This is a genomic window from Pseudomonas sp. LS.1a, assembly GCF_022533585.1.
GTDB lineage: Bacteria > Pseudomonadota > Gammaproteobacteria > Pseudomonadales > Pseudomonadaceae > Aquipseudomonas.
In genome coordinates this window covers 1,779,568-1,797,707 of sequence record NZ_CP092827.1, presented here as the reverse complement: position 1 = coordinate 1,797,707, position 18,140 = coordinate 1,779,568, and the positions used below count along the sequence as shown (strand labels likewise).

Annotated in this window: 14 protein-coding genes; 5 read left to right on the top strand and 9 right to left on the bottom strand. The window is 64.0% G+C overall.

All coding sequences use genetic code 11. The features are described 5' to 3' along the window. Positions 1 to 127 precede the first annotated feature (127 nt). On the bottom strand, positions 128 to 1,126 hold the full coding sequence (locus MKK04_RS08260) for an FAD:protein FMN transferase (RefSeq protein WP_233687106.1): 999 nt from the start codon (positions 1,124 to 1,126) through the stop codon (positions 128 to 130). Between the two features lie 195 nt (positions 1,127 to 1,321). Next, complete coding sequence (locus MKK04_RS08255) at positions 1,322 to 2,785, bottom strand: glyceraldehyde-3-phosphate dehydrogenase (protein ID WP_207831686.1); 1,464 nt, start codon at positions 2,783 to 2,785, stop codon at positions 1,322 to 1,324. Positions 2,786 to 2,952: 167 nt separating this feature from the next. Here MKK04_RS08255 and mfd point away from each other — a divergent pair, with 167 nt between their 5' ends. From mfd to MKK04_RS08240, 3 genes are read left to right on the top strand one after another with little or no spacing between them, the layout of a single operon-like run. Then, a complete protein-coding gene (gene mfd, locus MKK04_RS08250; RefSeq protein ID WP_241106447.1) occupies positions 2,953 to 6,402 on the top strand; it encodes a transcription-repair coupling factor in 3,450 nt (1,149 codons plus the stop codon). A gap of 9 nt (positions 6,403 to 6,411) precedes the next feature. After that, complete coding sequence (locus MKK04_RS08245; RefSeq protein ID WP_207831690.1) at positions 6,412 to 6,984, top strand: CsiV family protein; 573 nt, start codon at positions 6,412 to 6,414, stop codon at positions 6,982 to 6,984. Positions 6,985 to 6,988: 4 nt separating this feature from the next. Beyond that, positions 6,989 to 10,297 (top strand): DEAD/DEAH box helicase, encoded by a 3,309-nt coding sequence (locus MKK04_RS08240; RefSeq protein ID WP_233694885.1) that lies wholly within the window; start codon positions 6,989 to 6,991, stop codon positions 10,295 to 10,297. Between the two features lie 195 nt (positions 10,298 to 10,492). Here MKK04_RS08240 and nagZ read toward each other — a convergent pair whose 3' ends face one another. Genes nagZ through MKK04_RS08225 form a run of 3 tightly spaced genes read right to left on the bottom strand, consistent with a single transcriptional unit; the run spans position 10,493 to position 12,792 of the window. Continuing rightward, positions 10,493 to 11,491 carry a beta-N-acetylhexosaminidase gene (nagZ, locus tag MKK04_RS08235; RefSeq protein WP_207831813.1) on the bottom strand — a complete coding sequence of 333 codons (999 nt, stop codon included), beginning with the start codon at positions 11,489 to 11,491 and terminating at the stop codon, positions 10,493 to 10,495. A gap of 22 nt (positions 11,492 to 11,513) precedes the next feature. Next, a complete protein-coding gene (locus MKK04_RS08230) occupies positions 11,514 to 12,038 on the bottom strand; it encodes a L,D-transpeptidase (protein ID WP_207831694.1) in 525 nt (174 codons plus the stop codon). Between the two features lie 40 nt (positions 12,039 to 12,078). Beyond that, positions 12,079 to 12,792 (bottom strand): TetR/AcrR family transcriptional regulator, encoded by a 714-nt coding sequence (locus MKK04_RS08225; protein ID WP_207831696.1) that lies wholly within the window; start codon positions 12,790 to 12,792, stop codon positions 12,079 to 12,081. A gap of 215 nt (positions 12,793 to 13,007) precedes the next feature. Here MKK04_RS08225 and lexA point away from each other — a divergent pair, with 215 nt between their 5' ends. Both lexA and sulA read left to right on the top strand, forming a co-directional pair. Then, positions 13,008 to 13,616: a transcriptional repressor LexA gene (gene lexA, locus MKK04_RS08220; protein WP_004376420.1), complete on the top strand. Its 609-nt coding sequence runs from the start codon at positions 13,008 to 13,010 to the stop codon at positions 13,614 to 13,616. Between the two features lie 13 nt (positions 13,617 to 13,629). Beyond that, complete coding sequence (gene sulA / locus MKK04_RS08215; protein WP_207831698.1) at positions 13,630 to 14,106, top strand: SOS-induced cell division inhibitor SulA; 477 nt, start codon at positions 13,630 to 13,632, stop codon at positions 14,104 to 14,106. A gap of 50 nt (positions 14,107 to 14,156) precedes the next feature. On the opposite strand, the gene MKK04_RS08210 is transcribed toward sulA, so the two are convergent. The 4 genes from MKK04_RS08210 to MKK04_RS08195 all read right to left on the bottom strand — a co-directional run bounded on the left by MKK04_RS08210 (position 14,157) and on the right by MKK04_RS08195 (position 18,106). Continuing rightward, positions 14,157 to 14,390: a hypothetical protein gene (locus MKK04_RS08210; protein WP_085625656.1), complete on the bottom strand. Its 234-nt coding sequence runs from the start codon at positions 14,388 to 14,390 to the stop codon at positions 14,157 to 14,159. Positions 14,391 to 14,440: 50 nt separating this feature from the next. Next, positions 14,441 to 14,956 (bottom strand): DUF6586 family protein, encoded by a 516-nt coding sequence (locus tag MKK04_RS08205; protein WP_063913897.1) that lies wholly within the window; start codon positions 14,954 to 14,956, stop codon positions 14,441 to 14,443. Positions 14,957 to 15,144: 188 nt separating this feature from the next. Further along, positions 15,145 to 17,754 carry a type I DNA topoisomerase gene (topA, locus tag MKK04_RS08200; protein WP_063913896.1) on the bottom strand — a complete coding sequence of 870 codons (2,610 nt, stop codon included), beginning with the start codon at positions 17,752 to 17,754 and terminating at the stop codon, positions 15,145 to 15,147. Positions 17,755 to 17,854: 100 nt separating this feature from the next. Next, on the bottom strand, positions 17,855 to 18,106 hold the full coding sequence (locus MKK04_RS08195; protein WP_023661154.1) for a DUF1653 domain-containing protein: 252 nt from the start codon (positions 18,104 to 18,106) through the stop codon (positions 17,855 to 17,857). Positions 18,107 to 18,140 lie beyond the last annotated feature (34 nt).

Sequence of the window (18,140 nt, the reverse complement as noted above, 5' to 3'; positions counted from 1 at the left end):
AAATTCGGGTGCAGTCTAATCAAGCGTGAACGCCGCGCACATTAACCCTTGGTCGCGTCGTAGGCCAATTTTGCCCGCACTACATGTATGAACCATTCCCTGGCGGCGATCATCCCTGCTTGTGCTTTCACTCGCCTTTCACTGCCCGTTCGAATGCGGGCGTAGCTCGGGAGACGAAGCCACCCTCGGCCCGAGTCACCAATACTGCGGCCAGGCCATGCGCCACGGCAAAATCCCAGCCACGTTCCGGGCCGAGGATCAACAGCAGCGTCGAATAGCCGTCGGCCTGCAGCGCCGAGGCATCGAGCACGGTGACCGCGGCCAGGTCGTGCTCTACCGGGCGCCCGAGGCGGGCATCGAAGGCGTGCGAATAGCGCCGGCCATTCTCCTCGAAATAGTGCCGATAGTCACCCGAGGTTGATACTGAAAGGCCATTGACCGGGATGATATGGCGAGCGATCTGGCGGTCTTCGCGGGGCAGCTCCAGGGCGATGCGCCAAGGGCTGCCATCGGGCTTGCGGCCGACGGCCTTGAGCTCGCCGGTGGCTTCAGCGACAAAGCTGGACACGCCCATGGCCTGCAGGCGTGCGGCAACCAGGTCGACGGCGTGGCCGGCGGCGAGGCTGTTGAAGTCGAGTTGTACCGGGGCGTCCTTGCACAGGGCCTGGCCGTCGATGTGCAAGTGTCGGTAACCCACGCGTTGACGCACCTGGGCCAGGGCCAACGGGTCAGGTACCTGCTCGTGGCGGGCCTGGGGGCCGAAACCCCACAGGTCGAGCAAGGGCTCGACGGTGAGGTCGAAGACGCCATCACTCTGCTCGGCCAACTGCTGACCAAGGCTGACCAGTTCGAGCATGTCGGGCGGCAGGGCCAGGCACTGGTTGGCGGGCAACTGGTTGAAACGGCTGACGGTGGAGTCGCCGCGGTAGGTCGAGTAGTGCTGGTCGATGTCATGCAGGATGGTTTCCACCGCAGCCTGCACCTGGGCCGGCGCCGGGCCACCGGGCTCGCGCACGTACTGGATGCTGTAGCTGCTGCCCATGGTCGGGCCGCCCAGGCGCTCCAGGGTGGGGCCCTGGTCGCAGGCGGTGAGCAGCATGAGGATGAACAGCAAGGCTGTGCGCAAGGTTCGGGCTCTCGGTTGCCTGTGCCGGCCTCTTCGCGGGTGAACCCGCTCCCACAGGTATACCACTGCCCTCACGGACGACGCGCCCCTGTGGGAGCGGGTTCACCCGCGAAGAGGCCGGCACAGGCAACACAAATTCTGGATAAAAAAACGGGAACCCGAAGGTTCCCGTTTTTTCATTGCCTTACAAGCGGATCAGCGCGGAAACGCTGGCGGGTTCACACCGGCCATCTCTTCCATCACACGAACCACCTGGCAGCTGTAACCGAATTCGTTGTCGTACCACACGTACAGAACAACGCGGTTGTCGTTGCAGATGGTCGCTTCGGCGTCAACCACACCGGCGTGGCGGGAACCTACGAAGTCGGTCGAAACCACTTCCTGCGAGCTGACGTAATCGATCTGCTTGTGCAGTTCCGAGTGCATGGCGGTCTGGCGCAGGTACTCGTTGATCTCGTCGCGGCTGGTGGCCTTCTCGAGGTTCAGGTTGAGGATGGCCATCGAAACGTTCGGCGTCGGTACGCGAATGGCGTTGCCGGTCAGCTTGCCCTTCAGCACTGGCAGTGCCTTGGCGGCAGCAGTGGCGGCGCCGGTTTCGGTGATGACCATGTTCAGCGGCGCGGCACGGCCACGGCGGCTGCCCTTGTGGAAGTTGTCGATCAGGTTCTGGTCGTTGGTGAACGAGTGAACGGTTTCGACGTGGCCGTTGACGATGCCGTACTGGTCGTTGATGGCCTTGAGCACCGGCACGATGGCGTTGGTGGTGCAGGAAGCGGCCGAGATGATCTTGTCATCGGCAGCGATGTCACCGTGGTTGATGCCGTGCACGATGTTCTTCAGCGCGCCCTTGCCAGGTGCGGTAAGGATCACGCGGGCAGCGCCCGGGCAGGCCAGGTGCTGGCCCAGGCCGTCGGCATCACGCCATACGCCGGTGTTGTCGACGATCAGCGCGTTTTCGATGCCGTACTGGGTGTAGTCGACTTCGCTCGGGCTCTTGGCGTAGATAACCTGGATCAGGTTGCCGTTGGCGGTGATGGTGTTGTTGGCTTCGTCGATGGTGATGGTGCCATCGAACGGGCCGTGCACCGAGTCACGGCGCAGCAGGCTGGCACGCTTGACCAGGTCGTTCTCGGCGCCTTTGCGCACGACGATGGCGCGCAGGCGCAGGCCGTCGCCACCACCGGTCTTCTCGATCAGGATACGCGCCAGCAGGCGGCCGATGCGGCCGAAGCCGTACAGGACAACGTCGGTGCCTTTGCGCGCCGAAGCGTTCTGCTGGCCAACCACCTCGGCCAGTTCTTCACGGACGAACTGCTCGGCAGTACGGCCATTGCCTTCCTGCTTGAACTTGTTGGCCAGCTTGCCCAGGTCGACCGAAGCGGCGCCCAGTTTCAGCTCGCTCATGGCCTTGAGCAGGGGGAATGTCTCGTGGACGGACAGTTCGGTTTCGTCGGCTTGACGATGACGCGCAAAGCGGTGCGCCTTGAGGATCGAGATAACCGAACGGTTGATCAGGCTACGGCCATAAATCGAGCTCACCACATTGTTGTTGCGGTAGAGCTGACCGATAAGCGGGATCATCGCTTCAGCCAGGGCTTCACGATCGATCCACTCACCAAGACACTGGTCGGGCTTCTGAGTCACGGGAACCTTCCACATGTAGGGACAGAAAAAAGGGGCTACATTATGACGCCCCAACGCGTTGCGGGCAATGAGCGCCTGTCGCGACCACGCAAGCCAGCGTTCATGCCCTTTCGAGCCTGACAGCCGGCATCGTCACCGGTACAATCGATCTCTTTGCCGCAACGCTTGGAGTGCGATCTCCCGTGTCAGTTCTGCGCCTACCGCAAATGTCGGCCACGGCCGGCAAACAAACCTGGGGCAATCTACCCGGTGCCGCCCTCAGCCTGGCCATCGCCGAGGCCGCCAGCAGCGCGGGCCGCTTCACTCTGCTGCTGACTGCCGACAGCCAGGCTGCCGATCGTCTGGAACAGGAACTTCGCTTCTTTGCCCCGGACCTGCCGGTGCTGCCGTTCCCCGATTGGGAAACCCTGCCCTACGACCTGTTCTCGCCGCACCAGGACATCATTTCCCAGCGCATCGCCAGCCTCTACCGCCTGCCGGAGCTGAGCCACGGCATCCTCGTGGTGCCGGTCACAACCGCCCTTCACCGCCTGGCGCCGACCCGTTTCCTGCTGGGCAGCAGCCTGGTGCTGGACGTGGGCCAGACCATCGACGTGGAACAGATGCGCCTGCGCCTGGAGGCCAGCGGCTACCGCTGCGTCGACACGGTCTACGAGCATGGCGAGTTCGCCGTACGTGGCGCGTTGATCGACCTGTTCCCGATGGGCAGCAAGCTGCCCTACCGCATCGACCTGTTCGATGACGAAATCGAGACGCTGCGCACCTTCGACCCCGAGACCCAGCGCTCGATCGACAAGGTGGATTCGGTACGCCTGCTGCCGGCGCGCGAGTTCCCGATGCAGAAAGAAGAAGTGACCCGCTTCAAGGCGCGCTTCCGTGAACGCTTCGACGTCGACTTCCGCCGCAGCGCGATCTTCCAGGACCTGGCCAGCGGCATCATCCCCGCTGGCATCGAGTACTACCTGCCGCTGTTCTTCGAAGAAACCTCGACCCTGTTCGACTACCTGCCGGCCGACACCCAGGTGTTTTCGCTGCCTGGCGTGGAACAGGCCGCCGAACACTTCTGGAACGACGTGCGCGGGCGTTATGAAGACCGCCGTGGCGACCTGAGCCGGCCGCTGCTGCCGCCGGCCGAGCTGTTCCTGCCGGTGGAAGACTGCTTCGCCCGGCTCAAGCAATGGCCACGGGTAGTGGTCAGCACTGAAGACCTCGACCCGGGCGCGGGCCGCGAGCGCTTCCCGGCGCGCGCGCTGCCCAACCTGGCAATCGAGGCCAAGGCCAACCAGCCCTTGGCCGAACTGGCCAATTTCCTCGACCAGTTCCCCGGCCGCGTGCTGTTCACCGCCGAATCGGCGGGCCGCCGCGAAGTGCTGCTGGAGCTGCTCGAACGGCTGAAACTGCGCCCACACAGCGTCGACGGCTGGGCCGACTTCATCACCGGCAGCGAGCGCCTGGCGATCACCATCGCCCCGCTGGACGACGGCCTGCTGCTGGACGACCCAGGCCTGGCCCTGGTCGCCGAAAGCCCGCTGTTCGGCCAGCGGGTGATGCAGCGCCGCCGCCGCGACAAGCGCGGCGAAACTGCCAACGACGCGGTGATCAAGAACCTTACCGAGCTGCGCGAAGGCGCACCGGTGGTGCACATCGACCATGGCGTGGGCCGCTACCTGGGCCTGGCCACCCTGGAAATCGACGGCCAGGCCGCCGAATTCCTCACCCTGGAATACGCCGAGGGCGCCAAGCTGTACGTGCCGGTGGCCAACCTGCACCTGATCGCCCGCTACACCGGCAGCGACGATGCCCTGGCACCGCTGCACCGGCTGGGCTCGGAGGCCTGGCAGAAGGCCAAGCGCAAGGCCGCTGAACAGGTGCGCGACGTGGCTGCCGAACTGCTCGACATCTATGCCCGCCGCGCCGCGCGCAAGGGCTATGCGTTTGCCGACCCGTCCGCCGACTACGCCACCTTCAGCGCCGGCTTCCCGTTCGAGGAAACCCCGGACCAGCAAGCTGCCATCGAAGCCGTGCGCGCCGACATGCTGGCGCCCAAGCCGATGGACCGCCTGGTGTGCGGCGACGTCGGCTTCGGCAAGACCGAAGTGGCCATGCGCGCGGCGTTCATCGCCGTGCACAGCGGCCGCCAGGTGGCCGTGCTGGTACCCACCACCCTGCTCGCCCAACAGCACTACAACAGCTTCCGCGACCGCTTCGCCGACTGGCCTGTGACCGTGGAAGTGATGAGCCGCTTCAAGTCGGCCAAGGAAGTGGCCAACGCCGCCGCCGACCTGGCCGAAGGCAAGATCGACATCCTCATCGGCACCCACAAGCTGCTGCAGGACGATGTGCGCTTCAGGGACCTGGGCCTGGCCATCATCGACGAAGAACACCGCTTTGGCGTGCGCCAGAAGGAACAGCTCAAGGCCCTGCGCAGCGAGGTGGACATCCTCACCCTCACCGCCACGCCGATCCCGCGCACGCTGAACATGGCGGTGGCGGGCATGCGCGACCTGTCGATCATCGCCACGCCGCCGGCGCGCCGCCTGTCGGTACGCACCTTCGTCATGGAACAGAACAAGAGCACGGTCAAGGAGGCGCTGCTGCGTGAGCTGCTGCGCGGTGGCCAGGTGTACTACCTGCACAACGATGTGAAAACCATCGAGAAATGCGCCGCCGACCTTGCCGAACTGGTGCCCGAGGCGCGCATCGGCATCGGCCACGGGCAAATGCGCGAGCGCGAGCTGGAACAGGTGATGAGCGACTTCTACCACAAGCGCTTCAACGTGCTGGTGGCCTCGACCATCATCGAAACCGGCATCGACGTGCCCAGCGCCAACACCATCGTCATCGAGCGCGCCGACAAGTTCGGCCTGGCCCAGCTACACCAGCTGCGCGGCCGGGTGGGCCGCAGCCACCACCAGGCCTACGCCTACCTGCTGACGCCAACCCGGCAGAAGGTCAGTGCCGACGCCGAAAAACGCCTGGAGGCGATTGCCAACACCCAGGACCTGGGCGCCGGCTTCGTGCTGGCCACCAACGACCTGGAAATTCGCGGCGCCGGCGAGCTGCTGGGCGAAGGCCAGAGCGGGCAGATCCAGGCGGTGGGCTTTACCCTGTACATGGAAATGCTCGAACGCGCGGTCAAGGCGATCCGCAAGGGCACCCAGCCAAACCTTGAGCAGCCGCTGGGCGGCGGCCCGGAAATCAACCTGCGCCTGCCGGCACTGATCCCCGAGGACTACCTGCCCGACGTGCATGCGCGGCTGATCCTGTACAAGCGCATTGCCTCGGCCGCCGACGAAGAAGGCCTCAAGGACCTGCAAGTGGAAATGATCGACCGCTTCGGCCTGCTGCCCGAGCCGACCAAGAACCTGATGCGTCTGACCTCGCTCAAGCTGCACGCGGAAAAGCTCGGCATCAAGAAAGTCGACGCCGGCCCCAACGGCGGCAAGCTCGAGTTCGAGGCCGAGACCCCGGTCGACCCGCTGACCCTGATCAAGCTGATCCAGGGCCAGCCCAAACGCTACAAGTTCGAAGGCGCCACCCAGTTCCGCTTCCTGGTGCCGATGGAACGCCCCGACGAACGCTTCAATACCCTGGAGGCGCTGTTCGAGCGCCTGACCCCACAGCCTGCTTAAGGAAGACCCATGCGTGCCATCCGTTGCCTGACCCTGCTGCTGGCGTTGTTCGCCCCGGCCGCCTTCGCCGAAGGCCTGTATCAGGTAGAAATGATCCTGGTGCGGCAGAACAGCGTGCCCGCCTTCACCAGCCCGTTCGCCCCCGAAGACTGGAGCGCCGGCGCTCCACGCCTGGAGAAGGACGCCGAGCGCCGCCTGGCGCTGGAAGACGAAGCCACCCGCCTGGAAGCCACCGCCGACTACACCGTGCTGCTGCACAAGGCCTGGCAGCAGCACGTGGGCAGCGAGCCCAGCCGCATCGCCCTGGGCGAAGGCGCCGAGCAGTTCGGCCACTTCCCTATCGAAGGCAACCTGAGCATCGCCGAGGGCCGCTTCATCGCGGTCGAGGCCAACTTCTGGGTCAACCAGCTGGACGGCAACGGCAGCGTGCTGCAAAGCGAACAGTTCAAGCAGAGCAACAGCAACGTCAAGGGCGGCCAGCTGACCTTCCTCGACGGCGGGCACCTGGCGGTGCTGCTGAAGGTGACGCCACCGGGTACGCCGAAAATGCCGGTGATGGACCCGGAGATGATGGAGCAGTGATGCAATGAGTCGTGACGCTCTCCAGTTGCTGCGCGAGTACCCGAACTGGACCCAGTCGTTCACCGACCCGGTTCTGCAGCGCGGTGAGCGTTACGCCCGGGAAGACCGGGTAAAAATCGAAAAATGCAGTGGCCCGCTCATCGAAGCCACCTGCTGCGGAAGCGAAGGCAGCCCGTATCGCCAGAAGATCACGCTCAGCGCCATGGCTGGCCGCTGCCACGTACGCGGCCAGTGCAGCTGCCCCGTAGGACACAATTGCAAGCATTGCGCCGCTGCCTTGTTCGTTTTGAGCGAGCCGCAGGCCGCGTGGGACAATGGCGGTGAGACACTGCCGGCCAACCTCCAACGCTGGCTCAAGGGCCTGGAACAGCCAGCTCAGCAACCCGCCGAAGCGCAAGACAAACGCGGCCGCATGGTCTGCTATCAGCTCAGGCTGACCGACGAGCCTGGCTGCGCCTTGCGAGTGCGCAAAGGCATCCGCGAAGAAAACGGCATACGCTACAGCCGCGTGCAGTCACTGTATGAATTTCTGTACGAGCCCCCTCGCTTCGTCAGGGAAGAGGATATCCGCATCCTGCGCCTGCTTTCGGCCCTGAATCAGGTCGGCAGCCAGGACCGTGGTTACCAGCTCAAGGGCCGTGAAGGCGGCGAATTGTTCCAGCGCGCCCTGGATACCGGCCGCATGCTTTACGACGAATACAAGCCAATGCTGCGCGAGGGTGCGACGCTTGCGGCGGAATTCCGCTGGGTACGCCTGGACAACGGCCACTATCGCGGCATCTGGTATCACGGCGAAACGCCCCTGAACTGCGTGATTCCGCTACTGCCCCTTTATTATTTCAATTTCGCCACCAGTGAAGTGGGCAAGATCGAACACTCACTCGATTCACACATTGCCCTGCAACTGACAATCGCCCCCGATGTCCCGGAACACCTCGTAGTCCCCCTCAGCCACAAGCTCAACGCCTTGAACCACCAACTCCCGACGCCGACAACGCTGAACGAACAACTCATCGACGATCTACCACCCAGGCCGCACCTGACCCTCGGCAGCCTCGAATTCAGCGCCTACATGCCCAAGACCGGGCGGATGCAACGGCAGATGCAACACCGTGCAGCGCTGGCATTCGACTACGACGGGCTGCGCGCCAGCGGCAGCGACGACAAACCGCTGACCCGCCTGGTCGGCGACACCAGCCAGCGCATCCGCCGCCAGCCCCAGGCTGAGCAGGCGCTGCGCAAGGTGCTACGCGACCTCGGATTCAAGGCCGCGACCCGTCAGAGCAAGGCCCTGCCTGACAGCGCCGGCGAGATGCTCCAGCTGCCCGATGACGAAGCCTGGCTGCGCTTTGCCCGCGAAGGCCTGCCGCACCTGCGCGAAGCCGGTTGGGACATCGATATCCACCGCGACTTCGCCTTCAACCTGCAGGAGGTGGACGACTGGTACGCGACCATCGACGAAGCGCCCGGCCATGAATGGTTCGACCTGGAGCTGGGCATCGTGGTCGATGGCCAGCGTCACAGCCTGCTGCCGATCGTGCTGCAACTGCTGCGCAGCAACCCGGAACTGCTGCGCCCCAGCGAACTGGCCCGGCGCAGTGACGACGAGCACCTGCTGATCGACCTTAACCGCGGCCGCCTCGATGCCCCGGCCCTGCGCGTTGCCTTGCCCTATGGCCGTATCAAGGCAGTGATGGGCACCCTGGGCGAGCTGTACCTGCACGAAGACGCCGCAGGCCCGTCCCTGCGCCTGGACCGTGCCGATGCCGCACGCCTGAACGACATCGAAGGCCTGCCCCTGCACTGGGAGGGTGGCGAGCATGTGCGCGACCTGGGCCGCCGCCTGCGCGATGCCCGAGACCTGCAGGTAGAACCGCCGACGGGGCTACAGGCCAGCCTGCGCCCGTACCAGCAACAAGGCCTGAACTGGCTGCAGGCGCTGCGCGAGATGGGTACTGGCGGCATCCTTGGCGACGACATGGGCCTGGGCAAGACCCTGCAGGCCTTGGCACACCTGCTGCTGGAGAAACAGGCCGGGCGCCTGAACGCACCGGCCCTGGCGGTAATGCCGACCAGCCTGGTGCCCAACTGGCTGGACGAAGCCCAGCGCTTCGCCCCCGAGCTGCGCGTGCTGGCCCTGCAAGGCCCGGGGCGCAGCAAGCATTTCACCAAGCTGCACGAATACGACCTGGTCCTGACCACCTACGCCCTGGTGCCGCGCGACCTCGAGCACCTGCGCGCCCAGGCCTGGCATGTGCTGGTGCTGGACGAGGCGCAGAACATCAAGAGCAGCACCAGCAAGGCCGCCCTCGCCGTCTGCGAGCTGCAGGCCAATCAGCGCGTCTGCCTGACCGGCACGCCAATGGAAAACAACCTGGGCGAGCTGTGGTCGATTTTCCACTTCCTCATGCCTGGCTGGCTGGGTGACCTGAAGCGCTTCAACCAGGACTACCGCACACCGATCGAGCGCCACGGCGACAGCGAGCGCATGGCCCACCTGGCCAGCCGCATCCGCCCGTTCCTGCTGCGCCGCACCAAGGAACAGGTGGCCACCGAGCTGCCGGCCAAGACCGAGATGGTGCACTGGGTCGAGCTCAGCGATGCCCAGCGTGACACCTACGAGGCCGTGCGGGTGGCCATGGACAAGAAAGTCCGCGATGAAATCGCCCGCAATGGCGCCGCGCGCAGCCAGATCATCATCCTCGACGCCCTGCTCAAGCTGCGCCAGGTCTGCTGCGACTTGCGCCTGGTCAAGGGAGTGGAAAGCAAAGGCAACCAGGCCGACAAGGGCAAACTGGGCGCGCTGCTGGAAATGCTCGAAGAGCTGCTCAGCGAAGGGCGCCGGGTGCTTTTGTTCTCGCAGTTCACCTCGATGCTGGCGTTGATCGAGCAAGAGCTGGAGAAACGCAAGATCCGCTACAGCCTGCTGACCGGCGACACCCGCGACCGGCGTACACCGGTGCAACAGTTCCAGCAGGGGGATAGCGAAGTGTTCCTGATCAGCCTCAAGGCGGGCGGCGTGGGCTTGAACCTGACGGCCGCAGACACGGTGATCCACTTCGACCCTTGGTGGAACCCGGCCAGCGAGAACCAGGCTACCGACCGCGCCTACCGCATAGGCCAGGACAAGCCGGTGTTCGTGTTCAAGCTGATCACCCGGGGGACGGTGGAAGAAAAGATCCAGCTGTTGCAGCAGGAGAAGGCAGCGCTGGCAGCGAGCCTGCTCGATGGCGGGCAGGCCGGGCAATGGCGGCTGGGGGATGAAGAGATCGAAGCGCTGTTTGCGCCGCTGCCCGGGAAGCGCGGGCGGTAGGCCAGAATCGTCTGCTGCCGGTACCGGCCTCTTCGCGGGCGTGCCCGCTCCCACAGGGATATCAGTGCCCTCAAGGGCGGTGCCGTACCTGTGGGAGCGGGTTCACCCGCGAAGAGGCCAGCACAGGTACAACACCAATATCAAACCAGCGCCGCACCTGTGGGAGCGGGTTCACCCGCGAAGAGGCCGGCGCGGTCAATCGACCAACTGCGCCTCCCGCAACGCCCCCAACGCCTCCAGCCACCGTGGCTGCTGGCGATAATCCGTCCGCGCAAACCCTTGCCCGCGCATCCGGGCAATCCGTGGCGACGGCTTGACCTTCATCCGCTGCGCCGCACTCAACGCCAGCTCCGCCGCCGCCCGGTCATTGCACACCAGGCCCATGTCACAGCCAGCGCTCAACGCCGCCTCGATGCGGCTGGCCGCGTCCCCGACCACATGCGCGCCGGCCATCGACAAATCGTCACTGAAAATAACCCCGTCGAAACCCAGCTCGCCACGCAGGATGTCCTGCAACCAGCGCCGCGAGAAGCCAGCCGGCTGGTTATCGACCTGCGGGTAGATGACATGCGCCGGCATCACCGCCGCCAGCTGCCCGCTCAGGCGGCTGAACGGCACCAGGTCGGCCTGGCGCAGCTGCTCGAGGCTGCGCTCATCGGTGGGGATGGCCACATGCGAGTCCGCTTCGGCCCAGCCATGCCCCGGGAAGTGCTTGCCACAGGCCGCCATGCCCGCCGCATTCATGCCACGGATGAACGCGCCAGCCAGTTGCGTGGCGCGCAACGGGTCACCCTCGAAGGCACGGCTGCCAACCACGGCGCTGCGCTGGTGGTCCAGGTCGAGTACCGGGGCAAAGCTGAGGTCCAGGCCAACTGCCAGCACCTCGGTCGCCATCAACCAACCACACTGCTCGGCCAGGTACTCGGCGTTGTCATTGTCGGCCAGCGCACGCATGGCCGGCAGGCGCACAAAGCCCTGGCGCAAGCGCTGCACGCGGCCGCCCTCCTGGTCCACCGCCAGGATCAGGTCGGGGCGGATGGCGCGGATCGATGCGCACAGCTCACGCACCTGGCGCGGGCTGTCGATGTTGCGGGCAAAGATGATCAGGCCGGCCACTTCAGGCTGGCGCAGCAGGTGACGGTCTTCGGCGGTCAGCCATTTACCGGCGATATCCACCATCAGGGAGCCTTGCAGGCTGACAGTCATGGGTAATCCTTCATTGAAGACTGAGAGAAGCCCACTGGGGGCAGGCGGCCTGCTCGATGCGTACCGGGCAATGTGCCGGCACCTGCTCGAACAGGCTTAGCAAATCGGTGTTGCGCAGGCGTATGCAACCATGGGACAGCGCTACGCCCATGGGTTCCGTATCCGGAGTGCCGTGCAAGTAGATATAACGGCGAAAGGTGTCAACAGCGCCCAGGCGGTTGATACCCGGCTCACAGCCACTGAGCCAGAGGATGCGGGTAAGGATCCAGTCCCGGCCGGGATATTGCGCATGCAAGGCTGGCGACCACACCTCGCCGGTCCAGCGCCGCCCGGCCAATACCGCATTCAGCGGCAGGCCCGCACCGACCTTCGCCCGCACCTGGTGCAAGCCACACGGCGTGCAACCCGAGCCGTTGCGCTCGCCGGCACCGTTGCGCGCCGTGGAAACCGGCAGGCGCACGCGCAGCTGGCCATGGGCAAAGCCATAAAGGCGCTGGTCGGCGAGGGAAATGTGCAGGAAGTCGAGGTCAGGCATGAGCGCTAGCTTAGCCGAAGCGCCCCGCCCCGCCCAGCCTTCAGGCCTTGGCGGTGGTGGCGCTTGCGCTGGTCTTGATGCGCGGGCGCAGCTGCGCGGTGGCCATGGCGTCGTCGGTAACACCGCTATCGGCTCGCATGCCTGCAGCCAGGAACGGCACCATCAGGCGCATCACCTGCTCGATCGAGGTGTTGATGCCGAAATCGGTCTCGGCAATTGCCCGCAGGGCCTTGATGCCAGACATGCTGAAGGCGGCAGCACCGAGCATGAAGTGCACGCGCCAGAACAGTTCCAGCGGCGGGATGCGCGGCGCGGCCTCGTTGACCAGCAGCATGTAGCGGCGGAACACCTTGCCATACATGTCTTCCAGGTAACGCCGCAGGTGGCCCTGGCTCTGGCTGAAGGCCAGGCCCAGCAGGCGCATGAAGATCGACAGGTCGTTGTTGCTGCGCGGCTGCACAGCCAACGCCTGCTCTACCAGCATTTCCAGCAGCTCTTCGAGGCTGGGCTTTTGCTCCGGCTTGGCCTGGCGCCGCTCCAGCTCACGTTCGAGGCTGGCGCAGAACGGCCCGAGGAAGCGCGAGAACACCGCCTGGATCAGGGCCTTCTTGGAGCCGAAGTGATAGTTGACCGCCGCCAGGTTGACCCCGGCCTTGCTGGTAATCAGCCGCAACGAGGTTTCTGCGAACCCCCTTTCCGCGAACAGCTGCTCGGCAGCATCGAGAATGCGTTCAACGGTTTCCGATTGGGCCATGACTACTCCGACTACTCCGCCAGACAAACAGGTGTTTGAAACATACGTTTCAGCCCTGCTTCTGTCAAGGCTCGGTGACCGGTCGGTCGCCATTTAAAAGCGCCAGGCGGGCTGCTGCAAGCGCCATTCCTGCTGTTTATTGCAGGTTTTGGCTTGCAGCGCATCCAGTACTGTATATAATTCCAGTCACTGTACAAAAAGACAGAGCGCTCATCATGTTGAAACTGACGCCACGCCAAGCCGAAATTCTCGCGTTCATCAAGCGCTGCCTGGAAGACAACGGCTTTCCGCCGACGCGCGCCGAGATCGCTCAGGAGCTGGGCTTCAAGTCGCCCAACGCCGCCGAGGAACACCTCAAGGCCCTCGCCCGCAAGGGGGCGATCGAGATGACCCCGGGCGCCTCCCGTGGCATTCGCATCCCCGGCCTGGAAGCCAAGGCCGAAGAAAGCGGCCTGCCCATCATCGGCCGGGTTGCCGCCGGTGCACCGATCCTTGCCGAACAGCACATCGAGCAATCCTGCAACATCAACCCCGACTTCTTCCACCCCCAGGCCGACTACCTGCTGCGCGTACACGGCATGAGCATGAAGGACGTCGGCATCTTCGATGGCGACCTGCTGGCAGTACATACCTGTCGCGAAGCCCGCAACGGCCAGATCGTCGTGGCCCGTATCGGCGATGAAGTCACCGTCAAGCGCTTCAAACGCGAAGGCAGCAAAGTCTGGCTGCTTGCCGAGAACCCCGAATTCGCCCCTATCGAAGTTGACCTGAAAGAACAGGAACTGGTGATCGAGGGCTTGAGCGTCGGCGTCATTCGCCGCTGATCCAGGAGGCGTCATGCAGCAGTTCATTCACGCACCCGAGCAAGCCCAGTTGCCATTGTTCGAAGCATTCCTCGCCCAGCCCGTACTGCCTGGCCTGAAAGTCAGCGAAGTGGCGCGCAAGAGCAACCAGCCCGAGCTGTTCAGCGAACTGTCGCTACGCGGAGCCCCCGGGCACTGCCAAAGCCTGCTGGCACCGGTGCTGCGCGAACTGAGCGAAGAGGACGAGACCCGCTGGCTGACCCTGATCGCCCCGCCGTCGAGCCTGACCCAGGCCTGGCTGCGCGATGCCGGGCTCAACCGTGAACGCATCCTGCTGCTGCAACCTCGCGGCAATCAAAGCCCGCTTCAACTGGCCTGCGAAGCCTTGCGCCTGGGCCTCAGCCACACCGTGGTCAGCTGGCTGGGCAACGTCAACGCCACTGCACGCCAGCAATTGCTGCGCGCTGCCAGTGCCGGAAACGCACAAAGCCTGAACATCCGCCTCGGCTGATGTTCAGGCTTCGCCTGTCACTGCATAAAGCCTGATGCCCCTGCTGCACCTCAGTGCAGCACGCGTGGCCCTTCGTCATGCTCAAGCTCGCCATCCATCAGGCGACCGGCCATCTGTACACCCACACTGAGCATGGCCTTGGCCACCTCCACATGCTGGCCCTGCAGGAACGCCTTGGCGTCTTCCGAGAAATCCAGGGTTACCAGAGAGCCCTCATCCTCGGCGCGACGCAGTTCGATGCGGCCATCAGGCAACTCGACAATTTCCAGAAACGACGTAGACATAAATGGCAGTTCTCCGCGAAAGGCCGGCATTGTACCAGCCGTAGCTGCTATCAGCACTCACTCAACGCGTCACGGAAACGTCTCACCAGGCCCTTGAGGTTGTTGCGCCAGCTTTCCAGTTCGGCACGCGACAACGCCGGATGCTCGGGCTCATCGAGATTGACGGCCTGGATCAGTGGCTGGGTGACGTCGGTTTTCGGCGCTTTTTTCGCGACCGGTGGTCGGAACAAATCGGCATAAGCACCGAGCATTTGCGCCAACCAGGTTTCGCGCTGGCGGGCCAGCTCCAGCAGTTCGGCCACTTCCGGAATAGCGATGCCGTTCAGGGCGTCGTCAGCCAGTGCTTGCTCAACCGTTGCAACCACAGGCAGGCGGTAGAAGCCACCAATTTCATGACACAGGCCCAGCAGTGCGCCGTACAGATGGAACAGCGCCGACTCGCGTTCGGCCTGGACCAGGCCTTGGGCATTCATGGCCTGGCTTTGTTCGGCCTTGGCCATGGATTCCAGGGCGAGGCCGGCAAAGAACAGTTTCTGGTTGGTGCGGGTGTAGAGTTCCTGGGCCATTTCTGTGCCCTCCCATGAGGCTGCAAGGCGGATAGCTGCATCATAAATGATTGGGGCCGCTTTGCGCCCCTTCGCGGGCTTGCCCGCTCCCACAGGAATTGCATCAAGCCCAAGGCCTGCGCTGTCCCTGTAGGAGCGGGCAAGCCCGCGAAGGGGCGCGAAGCGGCCCCAATTACAGCACTGACAGATCAGCGCTTGTCTTCAACCTTCCACGCATTGCCGTCGTAGAACGCCTTCCAGCCGGTCGGCTTGCCATCAACCTCGGACTGCACGTACTGCTCCTTGGTCTTGCGGCTGTAACGGATCACCGCCGGGCGGCCATCCGGGTCTTTCTGCGGCGCATCGCACAGGAAGTGGTACTTCGGGTCGATCTCATGCTTGTGCGGCACGATCTCCAGCACCAGCGGCGCACGGGTTTCGCGGTTCTTGGGGAACTGGCTGGCGGCCAGGAACAACCCCGAAGCGCCATCACGCAGCACGTAGGTATCGTCGACCTTCTCGCACTTGAGCTCCGGCATGTCCACCTTGTCCATCTTCGGTGGCGCCGCCTCGCCGCTCTTGAGCAGCTTGCGGGTGTTCTTGCACGCCGGGTTGGTGCAACCGAAGAACTTGCCGAAGCGGCCAGTCTTCAACTGCATCTCGCTGCCGCACTTGTCGCACTCCAGGCTCGGCCCTTCGTAGCCCTTGATGCGGTAGTTGCCTTCTTCGATCTCGTAGCCGGTGCAATCCGGGTTGTTACCGCAGATGTGCAGCTTGTGCTTCTCGTCCAGCAGGTAGGCATCCATCGCCGTGGCGCAGATAGGGCAGCGGTGCTTGCCCAGCAGCACGCGGGATTCCGATTCACCCTCGTCGTCGGCGGCAATCTCGTCGCCCGGCACCAGGTTGACGGTGGCCTTGCAGCGCTCTTTTGGCGGCAGGCTATAGCCCGAGCAGCCGAGGAACACGCCGGTAGAGGCGGTGCGGATCATCATCGGCCGGCCACATTCCTTGCACGGAATGTTGGTCATGGTCGGTTGGTTGGCGCGCATGCCGTCTTCGCTGGACTCGGCGGTCTGCAGCTTTTTGCTGAAGTCGCCGTAGAATTCGTCGAGCACGTTCTTCCAGTCACGCTCGCCCTGGGCCACGTCGTCGAGGTTCTCTTCCATGTCGGCGGTAAAGCCGTAGTCCATCAGGTTGGAGAAGCTCTCGGACAGGCGCTCGGTGACGATATCGCCCATCTTCTCGGAATAGAAGCGGCGGTTGTGCAGGGTCACATAGCCTCTGTCCTGAATGGTCGAGATGATCGCCGCATAGGTCGACGGGCGGCCGATGCCGCGCTTTTCCATTTCCTTGACCAGGCTGGCTTCGGTGAAGCGCGCCGGTGGCTTGGTGAAGTGCTGGCTCGGGTCGATCTGGATCAGCTTCAGCGCTTCGCCCTGGACCATTTCCGGCAACACGTCGTCTTCGCCCGGCTTGCTCTGCTGCGGCAGCACACGGGTGTAACCGTCGAACTTGAGGATGCGGCCCTTGGCACGCAGCTCGAAATCGCCCGCAGCCACGGTGACGCTGGTGGACAGGTACTGCGCTGGCGGCATCTGGCAGGCCAGGAACTGGCGCCAGATCAGCTCGTACAGGCGCTCGGCGTCGCGCTCCATGCCACTGAGCTTGGTCGGGTGGGTATTCACGTCAGAAGGACGAATCGCTTCGTGCGCCTCCTGGGCGCCCTCCTTGCTGCCGTACACCAGCGGTGCCTCGGGCAGGTACTGCTTGCCGAACTCACGCTCGATGTAGCTGCGTGCCATGTCCAGGGCGTCGGCCGACAGGTTGGTCGAGTCGGTACGCATGTAGGTGATGTAACCCGCTTCGTACAAACGCTGGGCCATCATCATGGTTTTCTTCACACCGAAGCCCAGGCGGTTGCTGGCCGCCTGCTGCAGGGTGGAGGTAATGAACGGTGCCGACGGCTTGCTGCTGGTCGGGCGATCTTCGCGCTTGACCACGCTGTAGCTGGAAGCCTTGAGCTTCTCCAGCGCTGCCATGGCCTGCGCTTCGTTCAACGGCTTGAAGGCCTCACCCTTTTCGCGCGCCACTTCGAACCGCACCTTGGCGTTCTTGGCGGTGCCGAGGTCGGCGTGGATTTCCCAGTACTCTTCCGGGATGAACGCACGGATTTCACGTTCGCGCTCCACTACCAGCTTCACCGCTACCGACTGTACACGGCCGGCGGACAGGCCACGGGCAATCTTGGCCCACAGCAGCGGCGAAACCATGTAGCCGACCACGCGGTCGAGGAAGCGTCGTGCCTGCTGGGCGTTGACCCGGTCGATATCCAGCTCGCCTGGCTGCGAGAAGGCATCCTGGATGGCCTTCTTGGTAATTTCGTTGAACACCACGCGCTTGTAGCGGGTGTCGTCGCCGCCGATGGCCTCGCGCAGGTGCCAGGCAATGGCCTCCCCTTCGCGGTCCAAGTCGGTTGCGAGATAGATGGTGTCGGCATCCTTGGCCAGGCGGCGCAGTTCTTCGATCACCTTTTCCTTGCCAGGCAGGATCTCGTACTTGGCCTTCCAGCCATGATCGGGGTCGACGCCCATGCGTGCCACCAGCTGGCGGCGGGCCTTTTCCTTCGGCGACAGGGCCGGAGCCTCACCCGCGGCCTTGCCACGCTTGGCGGCCGGCTCTTTGCTGGCGCTGGCCGAACCGCTGGTGGGGAGGTCTCGGATATGGCCGATACTCGACTTCACCACGTACTGGTTGCCCAGGTACTTGTTGATGGTCTTGGCCTTGGCCGGGGATTCCACAATGACCAGCGATTTGCCCATGGATCGGAGTATTCCTGAATCTGAAGATAAAAAACGCGTCAGGTGCCAGACGCGGCACCGCTATATATAGTGGCAAAAGTGTGAGGTCAAGTTCGGACTATCACTCGTGCGACTTGCCCAGCAACCCGGGCAGCCCCTCTTCGGCCTTGACCAAAGCAAAGCGTGGCACCTGCTCGCCGTCAACCTCGACGGACTCCTGGAACATGGAAAGTGGCCGTACCCAGAAGCTGTAATCACCATACAGGCATTGGTAGAACACCATCCACTCTTCGCTCTCGGAATGCCGTGCAACACTGAAGACACGGTACTCAGGCCCTTTGTAATGCCGGTATACGCCTGGTTGTATCTGCATGTTGCCCACCCTCTTGAATAAAACCTGTAAAAAA

Coding starts and splice junctions, on each gene's coding strand:
- MKK04_RS08195 (WP_023661154.1), bottom strand. CDS start 18,106: ATGCAGATACAACCAGGCGTATACCGGCATTACAAAGGGCCTGAGTAC.
- MKK04_RS08225 (WP_207831696.1), bottom strand. CDS start 12,792: ATGGCCCAATCGGAAACCGTTGAACGCATTCTCGATGCTGCCGAGCAG.
- MKK04_RS08255 (WP_207831686.1), bottom strand. CDS start 2,785: ATGTGGAAGGTTCCCGTGACTCAGAAGCCCGACCAGTGTCTTGGTGAG.
- MKK04_RS08245 (WP_207831690.1), top strand. CDS start 6,412: ATGCGTGCCATCCGTTGCCTGACCCTGCTGCTGGCGTTGTTCGCCCCG.
- MKK04_RS08210 (WP_085625656.1), bottom strand. CDS start 14,390: ATGTCTACGTCGTTTCTGGAAATTGTCGAGTTGCCTGATGGCCGCATC.
- topA (WP_063913896.1), bottom strand. CDS start 17,754: ATGGGCAAATCGCTGGTCATTGTGGAATCCCCGGCCAAGGCCAAGACC.
- MKK04_RS08205 (WP_063913897.1), bottom strand. CDS start 14,956: ATGGCCCAGGAACTCTACACCCGCACCAACCAGAAACTGTTCTTTGCC.
- MKK04_RS08240 (WP_233694885.1), top strand. CDS start 6,989: ATGAGTCGTGACGCTCTCCAGTTGCTGCGCGAGTACCCGAACTGGACC.
- sulA (WP_207831698.1), top strand. CDS start 13,630: ATGCAGCAGTTCATTCACGCACCCGAGCAAGCCCAGTTGCCATTGTTC.
- lexA (WP_004376420.1), top strand. CDS start 13,008: ATGTTGAAACTGACGCCACGCCAAGCCGAAATTCTCGCGTTCATCAAG.
- MKK04_RS08230 (WP_207831694.1), bottom strand. CDS start 12,038: ATGCCTGACCTCGACTTCCTGCACATTTCCCTCGCCGACCAGCGCCTT.